Genomic DNA, 24,817 nt, shown 5'->3' with positions numbered 1-24,817 from the left:
AGAAAATCAGTTATGATGATGCTAGATCAAATTTGGAATAGAAACTGATAGAAGCAGACAAAAATAAATGCCAATCACAAACACTAGTCTATTAGAAAGGACGTTGATATGAAAAAAAGATTTCAAATCTTAAACTGGCAAATCACAGTGATCATGACGACGCTGTTACTCGTTTTAGTGACTCTGTATATGTCAAAGAGATACTTTTATAGCAAAGAAATAGAGTTGCTGACAGAATCTTGTCAACAAGTAGGCGGCAAAATCATATTAGAAACAACTCGTTTTTCGATGGATTATTCGTTTGAGTGCCAGAAAAAATAGAACAGGCAGCTTTCTGCCTGTTTTTACTCCAATTAAAAACCTAAATTTTGCAGCCATTGATTTAATCTAAATTCTCGATTCTCGGCAGTTGAGCCATCATATCTCCCTAAATGTAAGCTGGCTGTTATTTCTCCGTCATTCATAAACATGATTCTTTCAGAACGAAGAGCAACCTTTGGGTCATGTGTGACAAGCAGTAGTGTTGCTCCTTCAGAATGGATTTCCGAAAATATATTCATCACTTCCTTCGTTGCATTAGAGTTAAGAGCACCTGTTGGTTCATCAGCGAAAAGAATGTCTGGTTCATTCATAAGCGCTCGACAGATAGAGGCTCTCTGAAGCTGACCTCCTGATACTTCTGACAAATATCGATCTGCTAAATGATCAATATCAAGTTTTTCCATTAAATATTTAGCTCGTTCATTCATTTCTTTTCTCGGCTTTTTCTTTGTTAAGTAAGCGGCAGCAATGATGTTGTCAAATAGATTAAGATTTTTTAGTAAGTGGCTGTGTTGAAAGACAAATCCCATATCTGTTAAGCGCAGAGCAGTTAACTGTTTGTCTGTCATTTCTGATAGTAAACGGCCTTTATATTTGATCTCTCCTGTTGAGGCTGTCTCTATCCCGCTAAGCTGATAAAGCAAGGAAGTTTTCCCGCATCCGGAAGGCCCCATAATGGTCACAAATTCCCCAGGCTTTATCGATAAATGGATATCTTTAAGAATGATTTGTTTCTGTCCTTTTAAAGAATCGATTTGCAAAGACAATCGCGTTGTTTCAATCAAGTGTTCCATGTGAAACATCTCCTTATGAAAGTGTATGACGTGTAGTTTGATTAGTAAAAAACGTCTTCAATAACGAAGCGGTTAAAGCTAAGCTGACAATCAACAGTGTGATTGGGTACACAACTGACACCCATTGTGGTGCCAGCCACTGCAGGCTTGATGCCCCTAAGGATGCTCCACCTACACTCATCAAAGCTGGTCCAATCGTATGGGCAGCGATCGTACCAATAAAGGTGCCCAAAGAGATAACGACGATAAAACTTGTGATATATTGTGCTGTTACATCTTTTTTAGAAAATCCAATCATTCTTAACATGTGGTTTCGACTTGAATCTTTCGTTTTTAACATGTGCAGAAACATGAATAGCATCAAACTGGCGGTTCCAAAAGCAGCTAATGTAGACAAAAATGCAACGATTTTTACTAAAGAGGCTGTGCTGCCGATTGTTTGATGAACGTATTCTTTCATATCTGTCACTTTTGCAGGAGATATCCCTTTTTCAAATACTGTCTTTTTCTCCGCAATTTCTACTCCTTGTTTTAGTTGGATTTGAATGGTTTTCCAAAGGGCTGATTGAGAAAATGGCTGTGATATTGCTTTTGCTGTTTTGCCGCCGTTGGTGACATCCTGATAAATGCCAGTCACTGTTTTTTGAATTTCATGCCCGTTTGTTACGAGAGTGATTTTTTCTCCTACCTTTTTCTGGAGTGAATCTGAACTTAGCACTGATAAGGCAATTTCTTTATTCTTTAAAGGCTGTCGCCCTTGTAAATAGGTGAGAGGAAATGCTGAGAGATCACCTGTTTCTAAATAGAGTGTTTCTAATGTATTATCCTTTGATTTTGCCTGAAGAGAAGTTGTTTCATATATAGCTGATGTATGAATGTCCGGATCTTCACGAATCATTGATTCTATTTCATTTGTATTTTCCTCTAGATGATTTCCTTGTCGTATATCAATTCGAAGGTCACTTTGACCAGAGCCAAGATATGTGATGAAATCCGGCGATTGTAAGGTGTGCCATAGCTGAATAGGCAGCAGCATCAAAAATGTACAAAGCGCGATAATACAAGTAATCGTTGTGTACAACTTCTTTCGTGATAACAGATCTTTTAAACCAAGCCAAATATTGACCGGTATGAACCTGTTTTTCTTGAGATGTAGGGGTATTTGTTTTTTATCATTCGTTGAAATGGCGCCGCCTTGAAGTGCTTGAGCGGCTGATACTCGGCCAAACTTTCTTAGGACAGCATTGGTGCAAGAAATGACGATCATTGCTATCACTATAGAAACACAAAGCGGGATGAACCAAGAAGTAAAAGAAGGCTGATTCCCCATGTATCGCTGAATATTGGCCGTAAACATATCACCAAATATAAGCGTTAACCCATATCCTGCTATACACCCTACACAAGCAAGCACGGCATACTTTCCAATGTATAATTGCTTGATTCTTGTTAAAGGAATCCCAAGCACCTTCAGTATTCCAATTTCACGTTCGTCCTCTTCTATAGAAGCCGTCATAGCAAGATGGAGAGAGAGAAGGGCTATACCGATGAGCAGCATGCAAACAAGCAGGAGAATGGCAATCACCATTCCATCTGTCAATGCATTCAGCATACGCAGCAAAGGTAATGTGACAGCTGGACCTTGTTGTGGAAGCTGTGATGACTGGTAGTTTGCTTGAAAGGCATCTGCCTTCACGGCATCATGCAGTAAAAATTCAATTAAATATTCCTTTTTATGAAACACTTGATTCATTGCGTCCCAATCCTTGTGATGAAGAAGGAATCTTTTCGAACTAACAAGACTGGGGTTCATTTGTGCATCTCGCAAGAACGCTTTGATGCGGAAAGAGAATTGATTAGACCCTTTCCCAATCAGTAACGTTTGTCCTATCTTGAGATGATACTTTTGTTGAAAATAGATAGGGATAGCCACTTCACCTTTATTGACAGTGAGCTTTTCATTTTGTTCATTTAAAAGAAAATCAAAATGACGATTTTGTTTTACAAATAAATGATCCATCACACCTGCTTTGGCGGGTTTGTTTCCGAACTTGATGTTTGCATGTTCAATTGGAATCATTGGAACGATTTGATGTGCTTTTACCATGGACTGCTTGTTTGAAAATGCTTCAATGTCTTTTTCATTTAGGCTGCCGTCATGCATTTGGACAAAATCTGGTGCCTTGGCTGAATGGAGCAGATTAGAAATGGAACCATTCAGCTGTACTGTCATTTGAGCGGCGTTTGTTGCGAGAAATGATGTCAACATAATACAAATGGTTAAACCGATGGAAATGAGACGGTGGCGGGTTAAGTCTTTCTTTATAAACGTCAGTCTCATGAGGCTGATTCTCCTTCATGTTGAAGCATATTTTTTGTTAAGTAGGCAAGGGCAAACATGAAAGTGCTGACTATTAGCACCGTCACATACATGTTGGCTGAAAACGTATTGAACAAGAATCCATACATCATTTGACCAAGCGGGGCAGCACATTGAGAAACCATTGTCAGGTTTGCCATCACTTTTCCTAATTGACTATTTGGCGTTTTCTTTTGAACATGTGAAATTACAACGATTGAGATCATTGTAAGCAGCATAGCAATTGGAAGACATCCTGCTAGAAAGAGAAAATAAGCTGGATAAGTGCCAAATTGAAGAGCTGTGTTGGATGTTGAGAATGCGACAGGTAGCAAGATGATCGCGATGAAGATCAGCCAGCGATATAAAGTAGGTATCTGCCAATGCTTTGCTACAAGTCCAACTAGCAGAGCCCCTGCGATCACAGCGAACTCAATCAAGCCCATGCCTATTCCATACATGATGTCACTGCTTTTCATTGTGACCCTTAAAATGATTGGACCACCCACGATAAAAAATGGCGTGAGGATGAAATTTAACATTGCAGCAAGCAGCATGGCTCTTTTTAAAAATGGCTGACTGCCAATATAGGAAAATCCCTGTTTCATATCTATTATGAGCACTTTGCCCATAGTTTCCGTTAGCGGGCTAGGTGAGAAGGATATGTTTAACCGTAAAAGCATGCATGCTGATAGAAAAAACACGATAGCACTGGCACCTATGATGGATTGACTTCCAATCAGTCCGTACAGAACCCCGCCGATAATAGGAGCGAGAACACCTGAAAGTGCCTGCACGCCATTGACGATTCCGTTTGCTTGTTCTAATTGTTCCTGTTTTACTAACTGTGGAATGCTGGACATCACAGCAGGAGCATAGAACGTACTCATCACACCAAGAAGCACCATGACCGCTCCGCTCATATAGAGTGAATCATTTCCTGAGAATAACCAAAAATAAAAAGCCAGAATCATGATGCCGGTGAGAACATCAAATAAAATCATCAAGTTCCTTCTGTTAAACCGGTCAGCGATTGCGCCTGCTAAGGGAGAAAGAAGGAGTGGGACATTGGATAAAGCGAATAGTAAGGCATATAAGTCAACACGCTGGGTCATATCCAGCACGTGTAAAGATAGAACAAACCGAATTAAGGAAGAACCAAAAACGGAAATAATTTGTCCGAGAACGAGGTACATAAAGTGGGATGAACCTCTTTTGGATAACAAAGACATGAGTATCACTCTCCTTTTAGACCGACCGTCAGTCTATAACGTATGCAGGATTGGTATTGAAGTGACCAATCACTGATTCTTTTCATCCAGCTCTCCAGTTAATCGCTTTAGAAGAAAGCAGAAGCTTCCCTTTTCTGCATGTAATGAGGATTCGAGGATATCGATAAAAGCTAAAGCGCGTCGTATACTTTCTTCGGCTGTCCATTGAAAAAGGCCCTCATCAAATATGACCTGTGCAGAAGCAAGAAGGAATTCAACCGTTTCTTGCGGGAACTTTGTTTTGAATGTTCCTTCTTCCACCCCTTGCTGAATGACGTCTGCCAATACGGGTGATAGTTCTTTAATCGCTTTGATTAAGCTTTTTTGGTGCATCTCTGCATTAGAAGGCTGATGGAATTGTTCAATCATCCCCTGTTTATTGCTTCCTTGCTGAGGCGATTGTGCCATGATGATACGAAATAGTTTGTCGACGACTGGAAGGTCTGGCTCAGCCGCAATACGCTTTGCCACGATGATATCTGCTTTGATGATCCTGTCAATAATGGCATCCATCACTTCTTCTTTGGATGAAAAGTAATAATAAAAAGTGCCTTTTGCAATGCCAACAGCTTTCAGAATGTCGATAATCGTTGTTTGCTGATAGCCTTTGGTAGAAAAAAGCTCTTCGGCTGCGTTTAAGATGTCATTTTTACGTTCTTCAGGATGTTTAACGGTTCTCATAAAGCCATCCTTTCTTTTGACTAGACTGTCGGTCGATCCTTTGATTTGATTAAACACTTTTCAATGTCCCTTTGTCAATGCCTCATTTTTGAACACTTTGCATTTATTGTGCAATGACACTATGATACATTGAATGAAAACAGCCTCAGGAGAGATGCCTCATGCAATTTTTAACTGCTGAATTGGCGCAAGAAATGGTTGAACGTACGATGCGTATTTTAGATAAAAACATCAATGTGATGAATGCGGATGGTGTCATAATTGGTTCTGGTGAACGAAACAGGATTGGTCAGAAACATGATGGTGCACGACTTGTGCTGACAAGCGGAAACAGTATGGAAATTGACCATGAGGCGTCCTTACGCTTAGAAGGAGTGAGACCTGGAATCAATTTGCCTATTTGCTTTCGTGAACAAGTAGTTGGTGTGATTGGAATTACTGGTGAGCCAGAGGACATTCGGCATCATGCCGAGCTGGTGAAAATGGCAGCTGAGCTTGTGTTAGAGCAGTCTTTTCTGCTTGAACGAATTCAGTGGCGGCAAAGAATAGAGAGTGAAATTGTCAATCAGTTAATTTCTGATTCGGACGTTGGTGATCATCAGCTAAAGAACCGAGCTGCATGGCTGGGAATGGATTTAGATAAGCGCCGAATGGTCATCGTTTTTCAGCCAGTTCCATCCTCGGAAGACGCTGTGCATAAAATGATGCATGCGATTCAATACGATAAGAATGCGGATGATTTGCTTGGCATGACCTTTCGTCATGAATTGGTTCTTTTAAGGCAGCCAATCCCTGATCATCGTTTAAAGCATGTGGCAGGGCAGCTGCAAAGAACAATGGAAAAAGCAGTAGGAGGTCAGGTGCTAGTGGGGATAGGGACTGTCGCCGACGACATAAGCCGACTGCCATTGTCTTTTGAGCACGCAAGAGATGCCTTGAGGTTGGGGAAAACTCTTGATCCCGAGGAGAGTATTTATTTTTTTAAATCTTATCAGTTGGAAAGGCTATTCCTCACTGCAGGAGCTGTTGAAGAGGAGATTAGATGGACTGACTTTTACAAGCCATTAACACAGGAAGCGGAGCTCGCCCAAACTTTAAGGATTTACATTGAAGAGGGCGGTGATTTACAAAGAATTGTTGATCGTTTATTTATTCACCGGAATACTTTGCGATATCGTTTAGATAAAATTCAAGCATTGACCGGAAAAAATCCCCGTCATGTGAAACAGTTGATGGAGCTTTATATGGCGCAGTTGATGAGTCAACTATCTTGATTGTGCATATGCACAATGGAATGAAGGGATAAATTAAAAAAATTCATCTAGATTCACAACCCGATCCCCACTAGTAAACGCTTACAATTGGAGAAAGACATTTTGGGGGAGATCGAGGATGAGTGGAGATGTGACAGTAAGTACACTGGGAGCCGTGACGGCGCTTGTGATAGCGATTGTTCTTATTCTAAAAAAAGTATCACCTGCATATGGCATGCTGGCAGGTGCCTTCATAGGCGGCTTGGTAGGCGGTGTAGATATTGTTCAGACCGTCAACGTCATGATGGAAGGCGCTAAGGATATGATTCCGGCTGTCCTCAGAATTATGGCGGCAGGTGTACTAGCTGGCGTTTTGATTGAGTCGGGTGCAGCTTTAACTATCGCCGAGGCTATCGTGAAAAAGCTTGGAGAGGCGAGGGCGTTATTAGCACTCGCACTGGCAACCATGATTTTAACAACAGTGGGCGTTTTTGTAGATGTAGCTGTTATCACGGTAGCGCCCATTGCACTTGCCATTGCCAAACGGGCAAAGCTGTCGAAAACGGGGATTCTACTTGCCATGATTGGAGGCGGGAAGGCAGGGAATATCATGTCACCGAATCCGAATGCCATTGCCGCTTCTGATGCTTTTGGTGTACCGCTTACTTCAATGATGGCTGCGGGTGTCATCCCGGCTGTGTTTGGATTGGCTGTTACATATGTGTTAGCCAAAAAGCTTGCAAAAAAAGGGACACCTGTTCTTGAAGAGGAAACTGCGCAAAGCAAAGTTCAAGTGCCAGCTTTTTTTCAAGCACTTGCGGGTCCGCTTGTCACCATTTTATTGTTGGCTTTAAGACCGCTTTTTCAAATCAATATAGACCCAATGATCGCCTTACCGATCGGAGGCATTGTAGGCGCTCTTTTCATGAAAAAAGGGAAGTTTCTCAATGATTATGCGATGTCGGGGCTTCATAAAATGTCGGGTGTAGCAATTATGTTATTAGGGACAGGCACACTAGCAGGAATTGTATCGAATTCTTCCTTAAAAGATGTGTTTATTCAAGCACTCGATGCATCGGGATTACCTCCGTATTTACTTGCACCAGCTTCGGGGATATTTATGTCAGCCGCCACCGCTTCGACAACAGCAGGAACGGCGGTAGCGAGTGGCGTATTTAGCGGTACATTAATTGGCCTTGGCGTATCTGCTCTTTCAGGAGCAGCCATGATTCATGCTGGGGCAACAGTGCTAGATCATATGCCGCACGGGAGCTTTTTCCATGCCACAGCAGGAAGTGTTCAAATGGACATCAAAGAGCGGTTGAAACTCATGCCTTTTGAATCGTTAATTGGTTTGACATTAACCGTCGTATCGACCATTATATTCGGCGTTTTCCAGTTGTTTGGCTGATGACATTTGATAAGAAACGAGGGGCTTTAGGATGAAAATTGTGATTGCACCAGATTCATTTAAAGAAAGTTTATCTGCATATGAGACAGCATGTGCCATTGAACGAGGATTTCATGCGATTTTGCCAAACGCTGAATATATCAAACTTCCAATGGCAGATGGAGGAGAGGGAACTGTTCAATCGCTAGTTGATGCGACGGGCGGGCACATTGTCAATCAAGTGGTCACAGGCCCGCTTGGGGAGCCTGTTGATGCCTTTTTTGGCATGTTAGGGGACGGTCAGACTGCCGTCATAGAGATGGCCGCAGCCTCTGGGTTACACCTTGTTCCGCAAGAAAAACGCAATCCCTTATTCACGACATCGAGAGGAACAGGGGAATTAATGCTTGCGGCACTGGATCAAGGAGCGAAGCATGTCATCATTGGGCTTGGCGGAAGTGCAACAAATGATGGCGGCGTTGGGATGATGCAAGGATTAGGTGCGGCTTTTCTTGATAATGCAGGACAGGATCTGTCGCCAGGCGGTGGAGCCCTTCATCAATTAGCTTCTATTGATCTATCTGGACTTGACCCAAGACTGCAATCCGTTCGGCTGGAGGCAGCTTGTGATGTGGACAATCCTTTAACGGGTGAAAGAGGAGCATCTGCTGTATTTGGTCCTCAAAAGGGTGCTGATAAAGAAACGGTTCAAGTGTTAGATAAAAACTTAGCTCATTTTGCACAAGTAGCAGAAAAACAGTTCAATGTATTTTTTGAAGGTGTAGCAGGGGCAGGAGCGGCAGGAGGACTTGGTGCGAGTTTATTAGGCTTTTTACACGCCGATTTGCAAAGAGGAATTGATATTGTGCTGAAGGCAGTTCATTTTGATGATGTCATCAAGGAGGCAGACCTTGTCATTACTGGGGAAGGCCGGATTGACCAGCAGACCATTTATGGAAAAACGCCAATTGGTGTAGCCAAAGCAGCAAAGCAGTATCACCTGCCTGTGATTGGTATTGCGGGCTCCCTCTCAAAAGACAGTGCAGTTGTACATGAGCATGGAATTGATGCACTTTTTAGTATCGTTCCAGGTGTAACTTCTCTTTCTGAGGCGATGAGAGATGGGGCTCTTCATGTAGAGAGAACCGCTCGGAATATTGCGGCTGCTATATCAATTGGAAGAAATAAGTAAACGTTGAAAAATGTTTCCTTTTCTATCACATTCCTTTCTATAGAAATGTGGTAAAATTGTATGAAATAAAATAGAAAGTTGGAGGAAACACAAATGTCTAATCTACCGAATTGTCCTTCATGCAGTTCACCTTATACTTACGAGGATGGCAGTCTGCTGGTTTGTCCTGAATGTGCGCATGAATGGTCACTTGAACAAGAACAAGCGACAGAGGACCAGCTTGTTGTCAAAGATGCGAATGGAAATCTGTTAAGAGACGGGGATACGGTCTCTGTCATCAAAGATTTAAAAGTAAAAGGTTCTTCTTCCGTTTTAAAAATAGGGACGAAGGTCAAAGGCATTCGTTTAGTTGAAGGCGATCATAACATTGATTGTAAAATTCCTAGCTTTGGCGCAATGAAGTTAAAATCAGAGTTTGTGAAAAAGGTATAATAACGAAAGGAGGCTGTCAGTAAGAGGCCTCTTTTTATTTCTTTATTTATAGGTGAAAGGAATAATCTTAAACAGAATTCCATACATATATACCTGTTGAAAAAGGTTCATTTTTTAAAAAAATCAAGCCTCTTTTCACATAAAAAATTGCTGTTTTCTTAACCCTACCTTAAAAAAGGCAGATGATTCGCTAAATTTTGCCTAATCCCCTTCACAACTTTTGGGCATTGCTGTACCATATGGAAGTGTTCTTCTATTTTTAACGGATCATGGTGTTTATCAGGAAATAGATGATAGATAATACTTAGACAAAGAAGGAGAGGTAACGTGACGAACGTTTTAGAACTGCATAATGTATCTAGGCATATTCACGGGAAAAAGATCGTTCAAGACTTGAGCTTTTCTGTCCAAGCAGGCGAAGTCTTTGGCTTCTTAGGACCAAACGGTGCAGGGAAAACAACAACCATTCGTATGATGGTCGGTCTTTCTCCTATTACATCTGGCGACATTCTGATTAATGGTCATAGTATTCAATCCTCATATCAGCATGCCATCCAAGATGTTGGTGCCATTATTGAAAACCCAGAAATGTATAATCACTTAACAGCCAGACAAAATCTTGTTCACTTTGCCAGAATGAATGGGAAAGTGGATGAAGGGCGAATTGATGAGCTGCTAGAGCTGGTCAGCTTACAGCACGTGAAACATAAGCGTGTCCGTACGTTTTCATTAGGAATGAAGCAGCGTTTAGGCATTGCGCAAGCACTCATACATAGACCGAAACTGCTTATATTAGATGAGCCGACCAATGGACTTGATCCAGAGGGAATTCGCATGATACGAGATTACTTGAGAAGGCTTGCAAAGGAAGAAGGGCTAGCTGTCATTGTTTCAAGTCACCTCATGTCAGAAATGGAATTGATGTGTGATCGTTTTGCGATTATCCAAAAAGGAAAGCTGATTGCGATTGAGGATCAGCGTACAGAGACGAATCAAGACGAATTGGTCAATTATCGAATGAAGGTCGCATCCGGTGAGCTGGAAGAAGCGCAGAAGCTCATTGGTGTATTTGAGGAAGGTACGACTGTAAAAGAAGAGGAGCAGTATTTATTCTTCTCCTTGCCAGAAGAGAAAATGCCGGAATTGATTCGTCATTTGAGTGACGCGTCCATTCATTTGTACGAAATCAAAATAGAAAAACAAACCTTAGAAGATAAGTTCTTAAGCTTAACAGGTAAAAAGGAGGCAGACGTATGATTCGCCTCATTCAAAACGAGTGGATGAAGATCAGTTATCGTGTTGGAACTTGGATTATGGTTGGACTTCTTGTTTTAGGTATGATTGCCACACTGATCTTTGCACTTAAAACAAATGACGAAGATCAATCATCCGGAGCTTGGAAAGACCAACTAGAAATGATGAATACTGAGAACAAGAAGGAACTCAAAGAAACAGAAAATGGTTTCTTTAAAAGAAGCCTTGAAAAAGAGATCGCTATTAATGATTATCGAATCAAGCATAACTTACCGCCAGCTAATCAGTTTAGTGACAGTGTATGGGATTATGTGAAAACAAACGCCAATTTACTTCAGCTTGTAGGTGTGTTTGTGATCATTATTGCTTCCACCATTGTCTCGGCTGAATACAAGCATGGTACAATTAAATTATTATTGATTCGCCCACCATCAAGGCTAAAGATCTTAATATCTAAATATATTACGGTGCAGCTATATGCTCTTTTACTTGTTGTGGTACTGTTTATCTTGTCATTTATATTGGGTGCCATTTTCTTCGGCCTCAACACTGATTATGTGAATTTGGTCTATCAAAATGGTGAAGTGATTGAACGTTCGCAGTTTGCAAATATGGTCTTTTATTATCTTGCTCATTGTGCAATGTTTGTCGTACTGGGAACACTTTCGTTCGCCATTTCTACAGTATTTAGAAGTGAAGCTATCTCCATCGCTATTAGTGTGTTAGCTTATATTGTGGGTGGATCAATTACAGGTATTTTAATGCTCTTCTTTGATTGGGCAAAATATTTGTTATTTGCAAATGATCCATCTCAATATTTTATGGAAGAGGTTACTCTTATCGAAGGTATGTCTCTAGGATTCTCATTAACAGTCCTAGTGATCTATTGGGCTATTTTCTTGGCGATTGCCTTAATTGTCTTCCAAAAGCGAGAAGTGAAAACAGGTAGTTAATTTAACTTTTTAGGAGGTTTACACATGATTAGACGGAAAGGTGAAAAAATTATGGGGATTATTAGTATTGTCCTCAATGCCATTGGTGTTGGATTTGGAGCATTAATTCTCTCCTTAGGTCCATCATTTTATGATCAAATCAATGAAGTGTTACAAGAGGAAGGAGAAACATTGCCGATTGAAACGCTTCAGGCTTCGGTTAATGCATTTGGTACTCAGTTCATGGTCGTTTCCGCAATTGCGGCTGTGCTATCGATTGTCGGTGTGATTTTCTTGAAAACAGACCGCCGTGCCGTGCTTTCAGGTATTCTTTTCTTGGTGTCTGCTGTGACTCTTTTGATTGGAACAGTCGGCCTTGCATTTGCTCCAATGGTTCTATTGTTTATCATTGGATTGATGTCTCTTATTAGAAAGCCGAAAACAGACATTCACACGAGTGAATATCCTTCATAAATACAAAGAAAAAGACATGCGTCGTTGTACGCATGTCTTTCTTTTTTAAATGATACCGATCAGCATCGCCACGAACAGAAGGATAATACTGAATCCCCACATCCAAAAGAAGGAGTAGCGGATATGTTTCCCCATATCGACTCCCGCAAGACCTATCGCAAGCCAAACGGCTGGAGCGAGTGGACTGACAAAGGTTCCGATGATGTTTCCAATCATCATGGCATACGCAGCGGAAGTGCCCGACACGCCAACCTCAGATGTAATCGATTCGACAATTGGAAGTAGAGCATAATAATAGGCGTCTGTGCTTGTCAGCATATCCAGCGGTACCCCAAACATCCCAACAATGATATGTAAAAATGGAAGCAGGAAAGCAGGTAGAATCTGAATGCTGTCCACAGCAATAGCTTTTAGCATGCCCGTTCCTTCGAGAATTCCTAAAAATGAACCTGCGGAGAAAATAACGGCAGCCATCATGAGTGCACTAGGTGCATGCGCCTTGATTCTCTCCATTTGTACATCCACTTTCGGATAGTTAATTAATAGTGCGAGAGAAAGACCAATCATAAACATATAACTAGCCGGAATCACGTTGAGCACAAGAAGGACAACAACGGCTACAAACAGAATGAAATTCACCCAAATCAAGTGATAACGTTTTAAAGCGGCATCACCTGTCTCGCTAATGGATTGAATAGCTCGGTCCCAATCTGCGCCTTCTAATTGAACAGCAGCGATTTCATTTGCGGCGATTTTGACCCGAATGCGTTTTTCTTCTCTTTTTCCTAAAATAAATGCCATTCCTAATACGAGAACGACCCCAATGAGCTGAATGGGAATGAGCGGCACCCAAAGTTCAGATGGGTCCATATTAAGGACACTCGCTGCCCGTCCTGTGGGGCCAGCCCACGGCACCATATTCGTTAAGCCGGCACTTGTCCCGATCAATAACAGCAATAAGTACGGACTCATATGTAATTTTTTATAAAGTGGAAGCAGTGCAGGTACAGTTAATAAAAATGTAGTCGCTCCTGCTCCGTCTAAATGAGCGATGACTCCTATTAGAGCTGTTCCCATCGCAACCGTGACAACATTTCCCTTTGTCAGTTTAATCAGTGTTTTTATTACAGGTTCAAAGAACCCTGTATCTTGTAAAATACCAAAAAATAAAATGGCGAAGATGAACATGGTCGCCACTGGCAGTACTTTGATAATCCCCTCTTCAAAGAAAGATTGAATGTCATTGATTCCAAATCCTGCGATGAATGCCCCGATTAAAGGCACCATGACCATGGCAACAATTGGACTTGCTTTCCCCCAAATCAGCAATACAACAATCGTTAAAATAATCAATAATCCAACAAACGTTAACATAAGTCCCTCCCCCTACAATAAACCGTTTACATTTTCTTGCTCTTTTTATGACAATGCAGTCCCATATCTGCATTGAAAAAAAGGGTATCAAAAATATGAGTATTAGGCAACCGCTTTCATACCTATACAATGGTAAAAAAGGATGGTGAATCCATTCACGGCGCGGTATCAAACATGTCAAAAAATTTAGATAAAATATAACGATTCAAGGGCATTTCTGCAAATATATTTATATAGGTATTTGGAATCGTTAAAATAAAAGAAGCGTCCAATGAATGAACGCTTCTTTCAAATTATTTTTTCAAGATGACGTACTCGTAAGGGTCAAGCTGAAGCTGGTCTGGCACCTGCTCTTCAGACAGCATATTTTCATAGCTTTCCGCTGAATCTAGTGATATGTTCTGCTGCTCTTCTGTAAAATTCATCATAAATACATAGTCTTGCGTGCCATCTGTTCGTTTTTGTACACTAACTCCCTCTGGAATCACAGATGATAGGACGGGCTGTATACCCATTCCTGCGATGAGATCCTCGTAGAACACATCATAAAAAATCTGCTCATTTTCGGAAGCCATATAGTATGCTTTTCCATCTCCAAAAGGATGGACAGTAAGGGCTGGCTGTCCTTCGTAGCAGCCATTCTCAAAATGCCCTAACACAGAGGCCGTTTCAGGATGAATGGATTCGCAATATTGCCCGACATGGTAGGTGCGTCCATTCCCTGTGGTTATTAACACATGTTCATCTGGCATCAATGTGTTGATTTCCTCAGCCCATATGCCAAGTACATGACGGAGAGGGCCGGGGAAACCACCGAGGAAACATAGGTCATTTTCGTCGACCATGCCGCTCCAATATGTCGCGATAAAAATACCGCCCTTTTTGACAAAGGCTTCGATTTTTTCTGCGACGCCTGGTTTGATCATGTAGAGCATTGGAGCAACCAGCACACGATAGGATGAGAAATCCTTTTCCATGCCGACAATGTCAACAGGGATGCCTTTTTTCCAAAAGCTTCGATAGTGAGTTTGACAAGCCTCTACATAGCGTTTGTTTGTATTATTTAAGCCTTGTGCATCATCAATGGCCCAGTGGTTTTCCCAATCGTATATGATGGCGACTTCTGGTTGTACGGACGTGCCCGCAATGGGCTGCAGCTGCTCCAATTGTTTCCCTAGATCAGCGACTTCTTGAAACACCCGCGTATGTTCATGTCCGGAATGATCGACTACGGCGCCATGGAATTTCTCGGAGGCACCTCGGCCTTGGCGCCACTGGAAGTAAAGCACGGAGTCTGATCCGTGGGCAATCGCCTGTATGGCAGAAAGGTGTGCCATTCCTTTGTGTTTGACCTTATTCACTTCATGCCAGTTCACAAGGCTCGGTGTACTCTCCATAACGAGAAATGGCTGACCGTCCTTTAATGAACGATATAAATCGTGAACGAAGGCGACGTTTGACGCTAATTCGGAGGTTGTTTCCCTGCCGCTATGCCATGCTGGATAGCTATCCCATGAAATCACGTCGACCTCTTTTGCAAATTGATGATAATCCAGCCCAAGGAATGGGCGCATATGCGGGTAGTCGCCCATAAAGTTGGTGGTCACTGGGATATGAGGCGTCAATTCCCGCAGCGGTTCAATTTCATTTTGATAAAAATTGATCGTTTGCGCTGTGACAAAGCGCTTCCAGTCTAGGTTCATCCCGTGAATCATGTGCTCCCCGTGCGGTGCAGGTGATTCGATTTGTGACCAGTCACTATACGTGTGGCTCCAAAAACCCGTCCACCATGCTTGATTCAAAGCTTCAAGGTCATGATTGTATTTGTCTTTCAAATAGTCCCGAAATGCTTCCTGGCAAAGATCACAATGACATTCGCCGCCGTACTCATTCGAAATGTGCCACATAATCAGTGCCGGATGATCCTTGTAGCGTTCAGCCAGCAGCCGGTTGAGTGTATTCGTTTTTTCTCGATAAACCGGTGAGGTGAAGCAATGATTATGGCGCAGTCCATGTAAATTACGCTGACGGTTCGCTTCGACGCGCAATACCTCTGGATATGCTTGTGACAGCCAAGCAGGTCTTGCCCCGCTTGGCGTTGCGAGAATGGCGTGAGCCCCCTGAGCTGCCAAGCGGTCCATGATGTCATCCAGCCATGCAAAATCATACTGCCCTTCTTTTGGCTCTAGCTTACTCCATGCGAAAATGTTGATGGAGAATGTTTGACAGTGTGCAAGCTTCATTAATCGAAAATCTTCGTCAATGATCTCCGGCATATGGAGCCATTGATCTGGATTATAATCGCCACCATGCAAAAAGCCTTTCACATTTGGGTGAACGAGTGGGTAACGCTTTCCCATTTTGTCACGTCCTATCCTTTTAATTACGGTGTCATTTGTTTAAATACATCAAGAGAAGGCAGTGCTTTTCCGTTGAAATCAAACATCGCTTGATTTTCCCAAGCATTTCCGACTGTACCGGTTGTTTGGATATAAGCCAGCCCGTATTGACTAGACCACGGAGCGCCTTTCGCTGGAATCCAAAGCGGCTCCCAATAAAAGAACCCTTTTCCGCGATTGTTTTTCACTTGTGAAATGTTCTCTGATAGATCTCGTATAAAAGATGCCTGGCCTTGAGGTGAAGCCGGGTAGCCGGCTGTTTTGACAGAGTCTTGATTAAATGAATTCTCTAGGTTGTCGCCATTTGCTGTCGTAAACCCATAGGCGGTTTCCACAACAATCACGTCTTTGTGATAGCGGGCACTAATATCATTCATATTAGACGTCAGACCATTAAATCCACCGTCCCAATACGGGTAATAAGATAGACCGATCGTATCGAATGAGACGCCTCGTTTTGTGATTTCATCAAACCACCAGCGGGACGCACCATTGTCCCCTCCGTGTGCAAGGTGAAGCATGATTTTGATGTTAGAATCGACAGAGCGGACAGCATTTGTGCCAGCCTTTAGCAAAGCGGCGAGCCGGTCAAATTCCCCGCCGCCTTCACCCCAGCTCTTTCCATTTGGCCACAGCATGCCTGAGTTCAGTTCATTCCCAACCTGAACCATGTTCGGAAGGGCATTTTGTGCTCTCATCGCTTTGAGTACATCCCCTGTGTAAGTGCCGACCGCTTTTTCTAAATCGCTTTGTGAAAGAGATGCCCAAGCTTTCGGTTTGAATTGTTTACCAGGATCAGTCCAGAAATCACTGTAGTGAAAATCAAGCAGCACTTTCATATTTTGTGCTTTTGCACGTTTCGATAGAGCGATGGCTGTGTTTAAATCATTTGTCCCACCGTTATAGGCACGGCCTTGGTTGTCGTATGGATGGTTCCACAGTCTAATGCGCACATAGTTGACGCCTTTTTCCTTTAATAGCTTGAGCGGGTCCACCTGTTTTCCGTTCTGGTCGAAGTATCTGCCCCCGCTTCTCTCTACTTCTGCAAGCATAGAGATATCGGCTCCTTTGACGAAATCACCCTGCAGTCCATTGATCGGCTGAACAAAAATCGTATCGGCTTTTGCTTCAGGCAAAATACCTAACCCCATAAAAAAGAAAACGACAACCGTGACGAGCATCCATTTTTTCATCAAATCTCCCCTTATCCTTTTGTCCCGCCTTGTGTGAGGCCGGATACAAATTGTTTTTGTAAAACAAGAAACAATAAAGCGACTGGAATCGCAATGAGTAAAGCCCCGGCTGCAAAGGTCGTGTAGCTGGCCCCCATTTTGTCTGACACAAGATTGTACAGACCGATCGGGAGCGTATACATTTCGGGTGAGCGGACAATGACACTGGAGATGATGAAATCACCCAGTGGTCCTGTAAAAGAGTTGATGGCAACAACCGCCAAAATCGGCTTAGCAAGCGGCATAATAATTTGGATGAAAATCCGGAAATGCCCTGCGCCGTCCATTCTGGCTGATTCATCGAGATCCTTCGGAATCGCATCAAGATAGCCTTTCATTAAATACGTATTCATCGGAATTTGCCCGCCTGCATAAATCAAAATTAGTGCAAGGTGGCTGTTAATCAGTCCAAGCATTTGAGCCAAAACAAAAATCGCAATCAGCGCTGAAAATTGCGGAATCATTTGCAACAGCAAAAAGAGCATCAGCCCATTTTTCCGTCCTTTGAAACGGAATCTGGAAAAGGCATAGCCTGTAAAACTGACAAGAATTAACGTTAAGAGCATAGTCGCAATACTGATCTTCATTGAATTCCAATACCATTTTGCATAAAGTGCTCCCTGACCGAAAAAGAGCTCGGTAAAGTGGCTGAACGTTGGATTCTTCGGAAACATACTTGTACTCATGAGGCTGTTTCCAGGATTAAAGGAAGCACCGATTGTCCAAAGCAGTGGATATAGAATACAAATGGAGGCAATGAAAAGGATAAAATAAGTAATGCTCAGGCGAATGAGCTTGTTTTGTTTTGATCCCATATCACATCATGTCCTCCTCTTTGAATGAATTCGTTCTCTTAAACTGCCAGAGTGCAATGGCGATGACAAAGATTGAAAGTAAAATCGTGACAGCCGCAGCGAGTGCATATTGAGAGGACTGCATCGTAAGTTTATAAATCCAAGAAACCAAGATGTCCGTTCCTCCAGCGGTTGACCCCGCAACAGGCGGTCCCCCGCCATTAAATAAGTAGATAATATTAAAGTTGTTAAAGTTAAACGTATATTGTGTGATAAGGATGGGTGCAATGGAATAGAGAACAAGCGGTAACGTGATGGACCGGAATTTCTGAAAAAAATTGGCTCCATCGATGGTCGCAGCCTCATATAAATCCTCGGGAATCGCCTGCAAAACGCCTGTTGTCATAATGAAAACAAAAGGAAATCCAAGCCAAGTCTGCATCGCAATAAGGGCAATTTTGCTCCAAAATGGATCTGTCAGCCATGGTTTTGGATCAATCCCTATCGATGCAAAAAGTGTATTGTTAATGGCACCAAAGGTATCATTGAACAGTCCAGCAAACACCAAAATGGTCACAAAGCCCGGAACAGCCCAAGGGAGAATCAAAATGGTTCTAAAAAACCGTTTTCCCTTTAAATCCTTCTGATTGAGCAGAACCGCTAAAAAGATGCCGAGGGCACATTGAAGGGTCGACGCAGCCAAAGTCCATACGACGGTCCAGCCAAGTACATCAATGAAGGTGTCTCTCCAAATATCAATGGAAAAGATATTTTGAAAGTTCTTGATTCCTACCCAGTCGATCAGATTGGCAGGAGGCGAGTGGTATAAATCATAGTTCGTAAAGGCAAGCGCAAAGCTGAACATAATAGGAAAGACAACAGAAAATAGAAGTAAAAAGAAAGCAGGAGTGCTCATTAAGTAAGGGAAGCCTTGATCGATGAGCTGATGATATTGAGCACGGATGGAATGAAGTGGTACCCCTTGATCCCGTTTCTTTCCATTCATAAAAGCATCACGCATCATGAGTACATAAAAGCCGATACCAAAACCAGCTGTTAACAGCGCAATAATCCCCTTTGCTAAAAGAAAAACAGAGTTGTCACGAGGCAGCATCGTCCCCAGTGTGAACAGTCCCCAAAAGCCAATATTGAATAAATCATAAAATACAATCAAAAAAGAGACGCCAAACAGGAAAAAGAGTGCCCCTTTGCCGTATTGTTTGTTGTATATCTGCCCCATCCCGGGTATAAAGGAGAACATTAGCGCCCGTCTCCGGTGTGTCTTTGATTCCACTGTGTGTGTGCGGTCTAGTTCAAGGTTACCCGTCAAGTCTAACACCTACTTCATATGAAATTAGATCAACTACGGGCAGCTTGATAGACTACCCGCATTTGATGGTTATTTGGAGTGATTTGCTTTAATTTGAGAGTCGATTTGATTGACCGCATCATCAAATGCCTTTTTCACATCTGTACGCCCAGTTGCAATCAGCCCTAATGCGCTGTCAATCGGCTTCCATACCTCTGCCATTTCAGGATTGTTCGGTGTCAGCGTGGCATATTTCGTTTGTTTTGAAACAGCATCCGCATTAGCGTTTTCCGTAATGATTGGATCTTTCATCAGTTTTTTCACTGGTGGAATTTCCTCTGTCAATTCAAAGCGCTTCTTCGAATTTTTTTCGTTCGTGATAAACTCAACAAATTTCTCAGCAAGTTCTTTATTTTTAGAATAAGAGGAGACGTTGTAGCTCTTTACACCTAAGAATGAGCTCATATGTTTTCCGTTAGGGAGTGTTGGCAGCTCGGCCACGCCATAGTCAATACCCGCCTCTTTATATGGACCAAATGACCATGGACCAGAAATGACAGCTGCCGCCTTTTTCTCTGTGAATAAGGAGTTGAGGACATTGATTCCTTGTTCACCAATGATGCCTTTCGGGAAAAGCCCTTCGCTAAAGAATTTTTGAATGTATTCTCCGCCTTGGATGGCGCCATCGTTGTTCAGACCAATATCATTGACATCATAAGAGCCGTCGCTTTTCTGCTTGAAAATATAGCCCCCTGATCCGCCTAACACACTTTGTGCATAGTAAATTTCATCCCATTTCGCAACAAAACCGTATTTCCCGTCTTTTGTCAGCTTTTTCGAAAGATCATACCAGCCATCAAGTGTCGTTGGTGCCTTTTTGACAAGATCTTTGTTATAGAAAAGCACCGTCGTTTCAACGGATTTAGGAAGGCCATACAGCTTGCCGTTTACCGTTTGTGATTGAATCGATTCGTCTGTGAAGGAGTCAATCACTTTTTGATCTGGCTTGATTTCCTGTAATAGCCCCTCAGTGACAGCTGATCCAATTTGATCGTGAGGCATCGTGATGACGTCTGGACCTGTCCCGGCTGCACCATCTAGACGGAGAGCTTCAACTTGGTCGGCATAAGCTTTTTCGACCACTTTGATTTTCACATCATTTTGTTTTTCGAATTCTTTTACAGCGTCTTGAAGCCCATCAGACTTTTTGACATCCTCCCACACTAGCAAGGTCTTTGTACCTGTAGATGCCGGCTGTGTACCGCTTGAATTGTCATCTCCCGGTCCGCAAGCTGAAAGCAGAAGCACAGCAGTACCAACGACTGCTAATAATGTCGCCCATTTTCCCTTTTTCATTGGTAATCCCCTCTCGTTCTATTTTCACAGATAATAAGAAAACGCTTTCTTAATGTGAGAATATCAACTTAAGTAAAAAAAGTAAACATATTTCATTAAATTTATTAAGTAAAATTTTTTACTCATATAGAGAGAAAAGAAGCCCTCCACATTGGACGGGGCTTCTAGTTGTTTATATCGTACTTTTTCGAAAGACAGGTTCTGAAGCAATCAGAACAGTTTTAGGTAATGTTCTGCCGTCCACAAGTCTTTCTAACAGTAAATCGACAGCTGTTTCACAAAGTAAAGACGTGTGGATATGATACGTGGTGAGCGGTGGTGACACATATTGAGACACATGAATATCGTTGATACTAAAGACGCTCACGCGGTTCGGCAGAGAAAATCCGCGCTCGTTTAATGCTTGTAAGCAGCCGATGGCAAGAGGATCACTAGCGACACAAAAAGCGGTGGGCAGGTCATCACCAAGCTCATCAATCGCCTTCATCATCAGCGAATAGCCTTCATCTACTGAGAAATGGTGACCGACATAGACCAATCGCTCATCAAGGACATTGTGAGCCATCAGATATTCACGGAAAGTCGTTTCGCGAATATCTGGAATATGTACATTCGTATTCAGATCAAGGTCTGTGCCGCCAATGAATCCAATAGATGTGTGCTCTTTTTCAATAAAAGAATCGATGATCTTTTCAACAATTCGTTTCAGGTTTGGCTTTACAGAATCAAAACGGTCTTCATCCGGTGACGTATCAATAAAAACGATATGCTGGGTGATTGCATATAATTGATCAAGCTCTGACGTTTTAAATCGGCCGATGGCGATGATCCCTTCTGTAGAAGGATCAATGGAATGAAGCCCATCAGATGGATTGTAAGCGGTGACATTTAAACTCCGAGTATTGGTCAGTTCCTCAATGCCCAGTCGAATGGATTTAAAATAAATATCTTCAAGCTCTTCCTTTTCGGTCATCCAATAGAGAAAGGCGATTTTTTTTAATGAATGTTTGAATGTTTTCTTTTGATAGGACAAAGCTTCTGCGGCGGCGTATACTTTTTCGCGTGTTTGATCCGTGACAGATAGGTTGGGATCTTGGTTTAGTACACGAGATACAGTCGCAATGGATAATCCAGCTTTTTCAGCAATGTCCTTTATTTTAGCTGCCAAATCAGCACCTCCTATAGAAAATATCTCCTCCTAGTATAGAGTCTTTAAAAAAATTAGTAAATATTTTTATTAAATTGTTTTCAGTTAAGCGCTTCTTTACGCACTGGGAAGGAATTAGTAAGATATATATATGAAAGGTTTTGGATTAAGATTTCTGATAGGAGAGGGACCGATGTATTACGATGCACTGAAGACATTTGTGACAGTTGTGGAAGAGAAAAACTTTACAAAAGCAGCCCAAAAGCTGCGGATTTCTCAGCCGAGTGTCAGTCTTCATATTAAGAACTTGGAGCAGGAATTCCAGACCGTTCTGCTGAATCGTTCGCCAAAGCAATTAACGGTTACACCAACTGGGGATATGCTGTACCATCGATCAAAACAAATCATTCGTTTATATGAACAGGCGAAGCAGGATATTTATGAGCATCATCATCTGGCAAGAGGGAAGCTGACAATCGGGGCGAGTTTCACCATTGGAGAGTACGTGCTGCCGCAAATATTGGCAGAGTTTCATCAGCTCTATCCGCATGTTGATATTGAGGTGGTCATTGATAACACAGAGGCGATCGCCAGACATGTCCGCTTATTCCATGTCGACATCGGTTTGATCGAAGGACAGACCAATGACAAAGAACTAACTGTCGAAACTTTTCTAGAAGACGAGCTCTATATCGTGGCGCCATTAGATCACCCCTTTGCTAAGAAAAAGGATGTCACGATTGATCAATTGCAAAACGAAACATGGATCACAAGAGAAGAGGGATCAGGTACCGGAGAATACTTACAGCACGTCCTGAAATCAAATGGACTGAAAGCACGGACATTTGTGACATTTAGCAGCAATCAAGCGATTAAAGAAGCTGTGATCCACGGAATGGGGCTTTCCGTTTTATCTAAATATGTCCTCCAGCGAGGCAGCATTGGCGGTGAATTGGCTGTCATTTCTGTGAGAGGAATGGATTTCAAACGAAAATTCTCCTATGTCGAGTCACCAATGACAGGGGGAAATAAAAATAAAGAATTGCTCGTTGAATTGTTAAGGAAAGAGAGAAAAGACGTTTCTCCTCAGTAGGAGAAACGTCTTTTTTTATAATCCTTTGATTTTGATTTCATCAACTGGAAGGAAGATTTCACCTGTATCTGTGTATTTCATGGTGACCTGATCGCCTTCTTTTAAATAAATGACAAGAGGTTCTTTTTCAGATGACATGGTGTAGCTTTTCCCATCGTCTAGCAGGAAGGTGACGGTTGTATAATCACCGGTCTTTTCTTTATAGACTCGTTTGACTTTTCCTGTAGCTTCTTTCTTTTCCTGCTTAGATGAACTGTTGACGGTGCCGCCGCCTTTTTGAAGAGCTGTCTTATAGGCTCTCAATGCTTCGTTTGGTGTTGAAGCGTACGCAGCGATTTCAGGATTGGCTGCAGAAACGATAAAGTAGTTTTGCAGGAATCCATTTGAATCGAGAACCGGTGTGAGCCAGCTGGCTTCTCCATAGAAATTATAGAGAATGGGCATGCGCCCTTTCCATTTCTTCTCGATGAATCGTTTTTCAATAATTTGCAGAGCACCTTGAGAATCCATGTAGGACTCTTCAAGATTACCGGTATAGTAAGTCGCTTTTCCTGTCCGGGCATTTGTCAGGGCATACCCAAGCATCGAATCAACGCCCTCTTTCGGACTTGTGAAATCTGTGAAGTAATACATATCTCCTTTTGAATCAAACACTGGACTTACATTGGCTTCTGTTCCTTCATCTGAAGGCAGCTTCACATCTGATTTTCCAAACATACTGTTCCAGAACCCGTGAATATAGTTTCCGAAATAACTGTTTTGCAGACTGACCGATTCTGGTGAAACAGCACCATCAATAAAAGCAGGTACTTGATCTAGAGCATATTTCTTCGTTGCGCCTGTTTTGGCATCAACAACGACTACGCCTGAAGCTTTAAAGCCGTTTCGGGCAGAGATAAAATCGCCATACGTGCGAATGTAATAAGGCTTACCATCATCATTGATTTCCAGCTGGGTGTTGCCGTAGAAAATCAAATCAGGGTACTGAAGCCGGATATGCCGCTCAATTTCTTTGTTGAAATAAGAGGAAGGCGTATAAACCATCTCTGTTTTTACAAACTTTGGATTAGCAGATGAGTCGGTCGCACTTAATGTAAAGTAACCCGGCGTACTGCCCGAACGAATCCATTTAAAGAAGTCCGAGAATTCCACTGGGGCGATGTACACATACTCACCGTTGACCTTCTGGATTTGCAGGCTGCCAAGCTCATAGTAGCTTGTGTTCGGAACCTGTCCAAACGATTTCTTCATTTTGTTCCGAGCGAATTGAGGCGGTACACTTGCAGGTGTTTCCGTCTCATCAAACGCTTTGATTTCCACTTTTTGTTCCATTTTGGAGACATCAAATTTCTCATTCGCATTGAATAGAAAAGCTGTCGCCATATAAACACCGAGCAGTAATAGAATAAGAAACAGCACGCCTTTGATCTTACGCTCCAATCCAACTGACAAAAAGGCACCTGCTGCTGTCACAACAAGTCCAATCAACCATAGGGATGAAGGGTTGCGATCTAAATTGGAGATGTAATAGAAAACAAAAATACCGACCATGAACAGCAAAGCAAGGCCTGCAATCCACATAAGCGGAACCTGCTGTTCTGTTCCTTTCTTTCTAACGATCAATCTGAGCGGTGTGAGCAAAAGGGTCAAGACAAGACCGATCACAACCGAAAATAACAAAATATATCCCACAAACAGATCTCCTTTCAAATCAATCACTCTTTTAGTATATACGAGTGAGACGGGGAAAAGATTCAGAA

At 42.3% G+C, this 24,817-nt stretch carries 20 protein-coding genes; 8 read left to right on the top strand and 12 right to left on the bottom strand.

What is annotated here, in order from left to right:
• Positions 1-353 precede the first annotated feature (353 nt).
• The 4 genes from ACP7A0_RS14345 to ACP7A0_RS14330 all read right to left on the bottom strand — a co-directional run bounded on the left by ACP7A0_RS14345 (position 354) and on the right by ACP7A0_RS14330 (position 5,426).
• Positions 354-1,115, bottom strand: coding sequence for an ABC transporter ATP-binding protein (locus tag ACP7A0_RS14345; RefSeq protein ID WP_034660541.1), 762 nt, complete (start codon positions 1,113-1,115; stop codon positions 354-356).
• 13 nt (positions 1,116-1,128) lie between these two features.
• Positions 1,129-3,456 (bottom strand): FtsX-like permease family protein, encoded by a 2,328-nt coding sequence (locus ACP7A0_RS14340; protein ID WP_426005564.1) that lies wholly within the window; start codon positions 3,454-3,456, stop codon positions 1,129-1,131.
• The gene (locus ACP7A0_RS14335; protein ID WP_426005562.1) at positions 3,453-4,706 is read right to left on the bottom strand and encodes an MFS transporter; all 1,254 of its coding nucleotides are present in this window, start codon (positions 4,704-4,706) and stop codon (positions 3,453-3,455) included. The genes ACP7A0_RS14340 and ACP7A0_RS14335 overlap by 4 nt, the downstream gene beginning before the upstream one ends.
• Before the next feature lie 69 nt (positions 4,707-4,775).
• Positions 4,776-5,426, bottom strand: coding sequence for a TetR/AcrR family transcriptional regulator (locus ACP7A0_RS14330; RefSeq protein ID WP_375567739.1), 651 nt, complete (start codon positions 5,424-5,426; stop codon positions 4,776-4,778).
• A 161-nt stretch (positions 5,427-5,587) separates the two neighbouring features.
• On the opposite strand from ACP7A0_RS14330, the gene ACP7A0_RS14325 reads away from it, so the two are divergent.
• The 7 genes from ACP7A0_RS14325 to ACP7A0_RS14295 all read left to right on the top strand — a co-directional run bounded on the left by ACP7A0_RS14325 (position 5,588) and on the right by ACP7A0_RS14295 (position 12,353).
• Complete coding sequence (locus tag ACP7A0_RS14325) at positions 5,588-6,700, top strand: CdaR family transcriptional regulator (RefSeq protein ID WP_375566637.1); 1,113 nt, start codon at positions 5,588-5,590, stop codon at positions 6,698-6,700.
• A 118-nt stretch (positions 6,701-6,818) separates the two neighbouring features.
• A complete protein-coding gene (locus ACP7A0_RS14320; protein WP_034660535.1) occupies positions 6,819-8,090 on the top strand; it encodes a GntP family permease in 1,272 nt (423 codons plus the stop codon).
• A gap of 31 nt (positions 8,091-8,121) precedes the next feature.
• Positions 8,122-9,261 carry a glycerate kinase gene (locus ACP7A0_RS14315; RefSeq protein ID WP_106038890.1) on the top strand — a complete coding sequence of 380 codons (1,140 nt, stop codon included), beginning with the start codon at positions 8,122-8,124 and terminating at the stop codon, positions 9,259-9,261.
• A 93-nt stretch (positions 9,262-9,354) separates the two neighbouring features.
• Entirely contained in the window at positions 9,355-9,693 is a 339-nt protein-coding gene (locus ACP7A0_RS14310; RefSeq protein ID WP_375566636.1) for a zinc ribbon domain-containing protein YjdM, read from the top strand.
• A 327-nt stretch (positions 9,694-10,020) separates the two neighbouring features.
• The gene (locus tag ACP7A0_RS14305; protein WP_106038892.1) at positions 10,021-10,950 is read left to right on the top strand and encodes an ABC transporter ATP-binding protein; all 930 of its coding nucleotides are present in this window, start codon (positions 10,021-10,023) and stop codon (positions 10,948-10,950) included.
• Complete coding sequence (locus tag ACP7A0_RS14300; protein WP_034660531.1) at positions 10,947-11,900, top strand: ABC transporter permease; 954 nt, start codon at positions 10,947-10,949, stop codon at positions 11,898-11,900. The genes ACP7A0_RS14305 and ACP7A0_RS14300 overlap by 4 nt, the downstream gene beginning before the upstream one ends.
• Before the next feature lie 24 nt (positions 11,901-11,924).
• Positions 11,925-12,353 (top strand): DUF4064 domain-containing protein, encoded by a 429-nt coding sequence (locus ACP7A0_RS14295; protein ID WP_034660529.1) that lies wholly within the window; start codon positions 11,925-11,927, stop codon positions 12,351-12,353.
• 45 nt (positions 12,354-12,398) lie between these two features.
• On the opposite strand, the gene ACP7A0_RS14290 is transcribed toward ACP7A0_RS14295, so the two are convergent.
• From ACP7A0_RS14290 to ACP7A0_RS14260, 7 genes are all read right to left on the bottom strand, one after another.
• Positions 12,399-13,727, bottom strand: a complete 1,329-nt coding sequence (locus ACP7A0_RS14290) for a CitMHS family transporter (RefSeq protein ID WP_034660528.1) — start codon at positions 13,725-13,727, stop codon at positions 12,399-12,401.
• A gap of 293 nt (positions 13,728-14,020) precedes the next feature.
• On the bottom strand, positions 14,021-16,087 hold the full coding sequence (locus ACP7A0_RS14285) for a beta-galactosidase (protein ID WP_426005557.1): 2,067 nt from the start codon (positions 16,085-16,087) through the stop codon (positions 14,021-14,023).
• 23 nt (positions 16,088-16,110) lie between these two features.
• Entirely contained in the window at positions 16,111-17,319 is a 1,209-nt protein-coding gene (locus tag ACP7A0_RS14280) for a glycoside hydrolase family 53 protein (RefSeq protein ID WP_106071989.1), read from the bottom strand.
• Between the two features lie 11 nt (positions 17,320-17,330).
• Entirely contained in the window at positions 17,331-18,173 is an 843-nt protein-coding gene (locus tag ACP7A0_RS14275) for a sugar ABC transporter permease (protein WP_012011808.1), read from the bottom strand.
• Position 18,174: 1 nt separating this feature from the next.
• Positions 18,175-19,413, bottom strand: coding sequence for a carbohydrate ABC transporter permease (locus tag ACP7A0_RS14270; RefSeq protein ID WP_003214698.1), 1,239 nt, complete (start codon positions 19,411-19,413; stop codon positions 18,175-18,177).
• 138 nt (positions 19,414-19,551) lie between these two features.
• Positions 19,552-20,817, bottom strand: a complete 1,266-nt coding sequence (locus ACP7A0_RS14265; RefSeq protein WP_187704252.1) for an extracellular solute-binding protein — start codon at positions 20,815-20,817, stop codon at positions 19,552-19,554.
• 172 nt (positions 20,818-20,989) lie between these two features.
• Positions 20,990-21,985, bottom strand: coding sequence for a LacI family DNA-binding transcriptional regulator (locus tag ACP7A0_RS14260; RefSeq protein WP_187704251.1), 996 nt, complete (start codon positions 21,983-21,985; stop codon positions 20,990-20,992).
• Positions 21,986-22,157: 172 nt separating this feature from the next.
• On the opposite strand from ACP7A0_RS14260, the gene ACP7A0_RS14255 reads away from it, so the two are divergent.
• Positions 22,158-23,057, top strand: a complete 900-nt coding sequence (locus ACP7A0_RS14255; RefSeq protein ID WP_426005553.1) for a LysR family transcriptional regulator — start codon at positions 22,158-22,160, stop codon at positions 23,055-23,057.
• Between the two features lie 15 nt (positions 23,058-23,072).
• Here ACP7A0_RS14255 and ACP7A0_RS14250 read toward each other — a convergent pair whose 3' ends face one another.
• Positions 23,073-24,749: a hypothetical protein gene (locus tag ACP7A0_RS14250; protein ID WP_034660519.1), complete on the bottom strand. Its 1,677-nt coding sequence runs from the start codon at positions 24,747-24,749 to the stop codon at positions 23,073-23,075.
• Positions 24,750-24,817 lie beyond the last annotated feature (68 nt).

The organism is Bacillus sp. DWP3-1 (assembly GCF_049896565.1).
In the GTDB taxonomy this organism is placed as follows: Bacteria; Bacillota; Bacilli; order Bacillales; family Bacillaceae; genus Bacillus.
The sequence above is the reverse complement of the archived record's forward strand: the minus strand, read 5'-3'. Positions and strand labels throughout refer to the sequence as shown.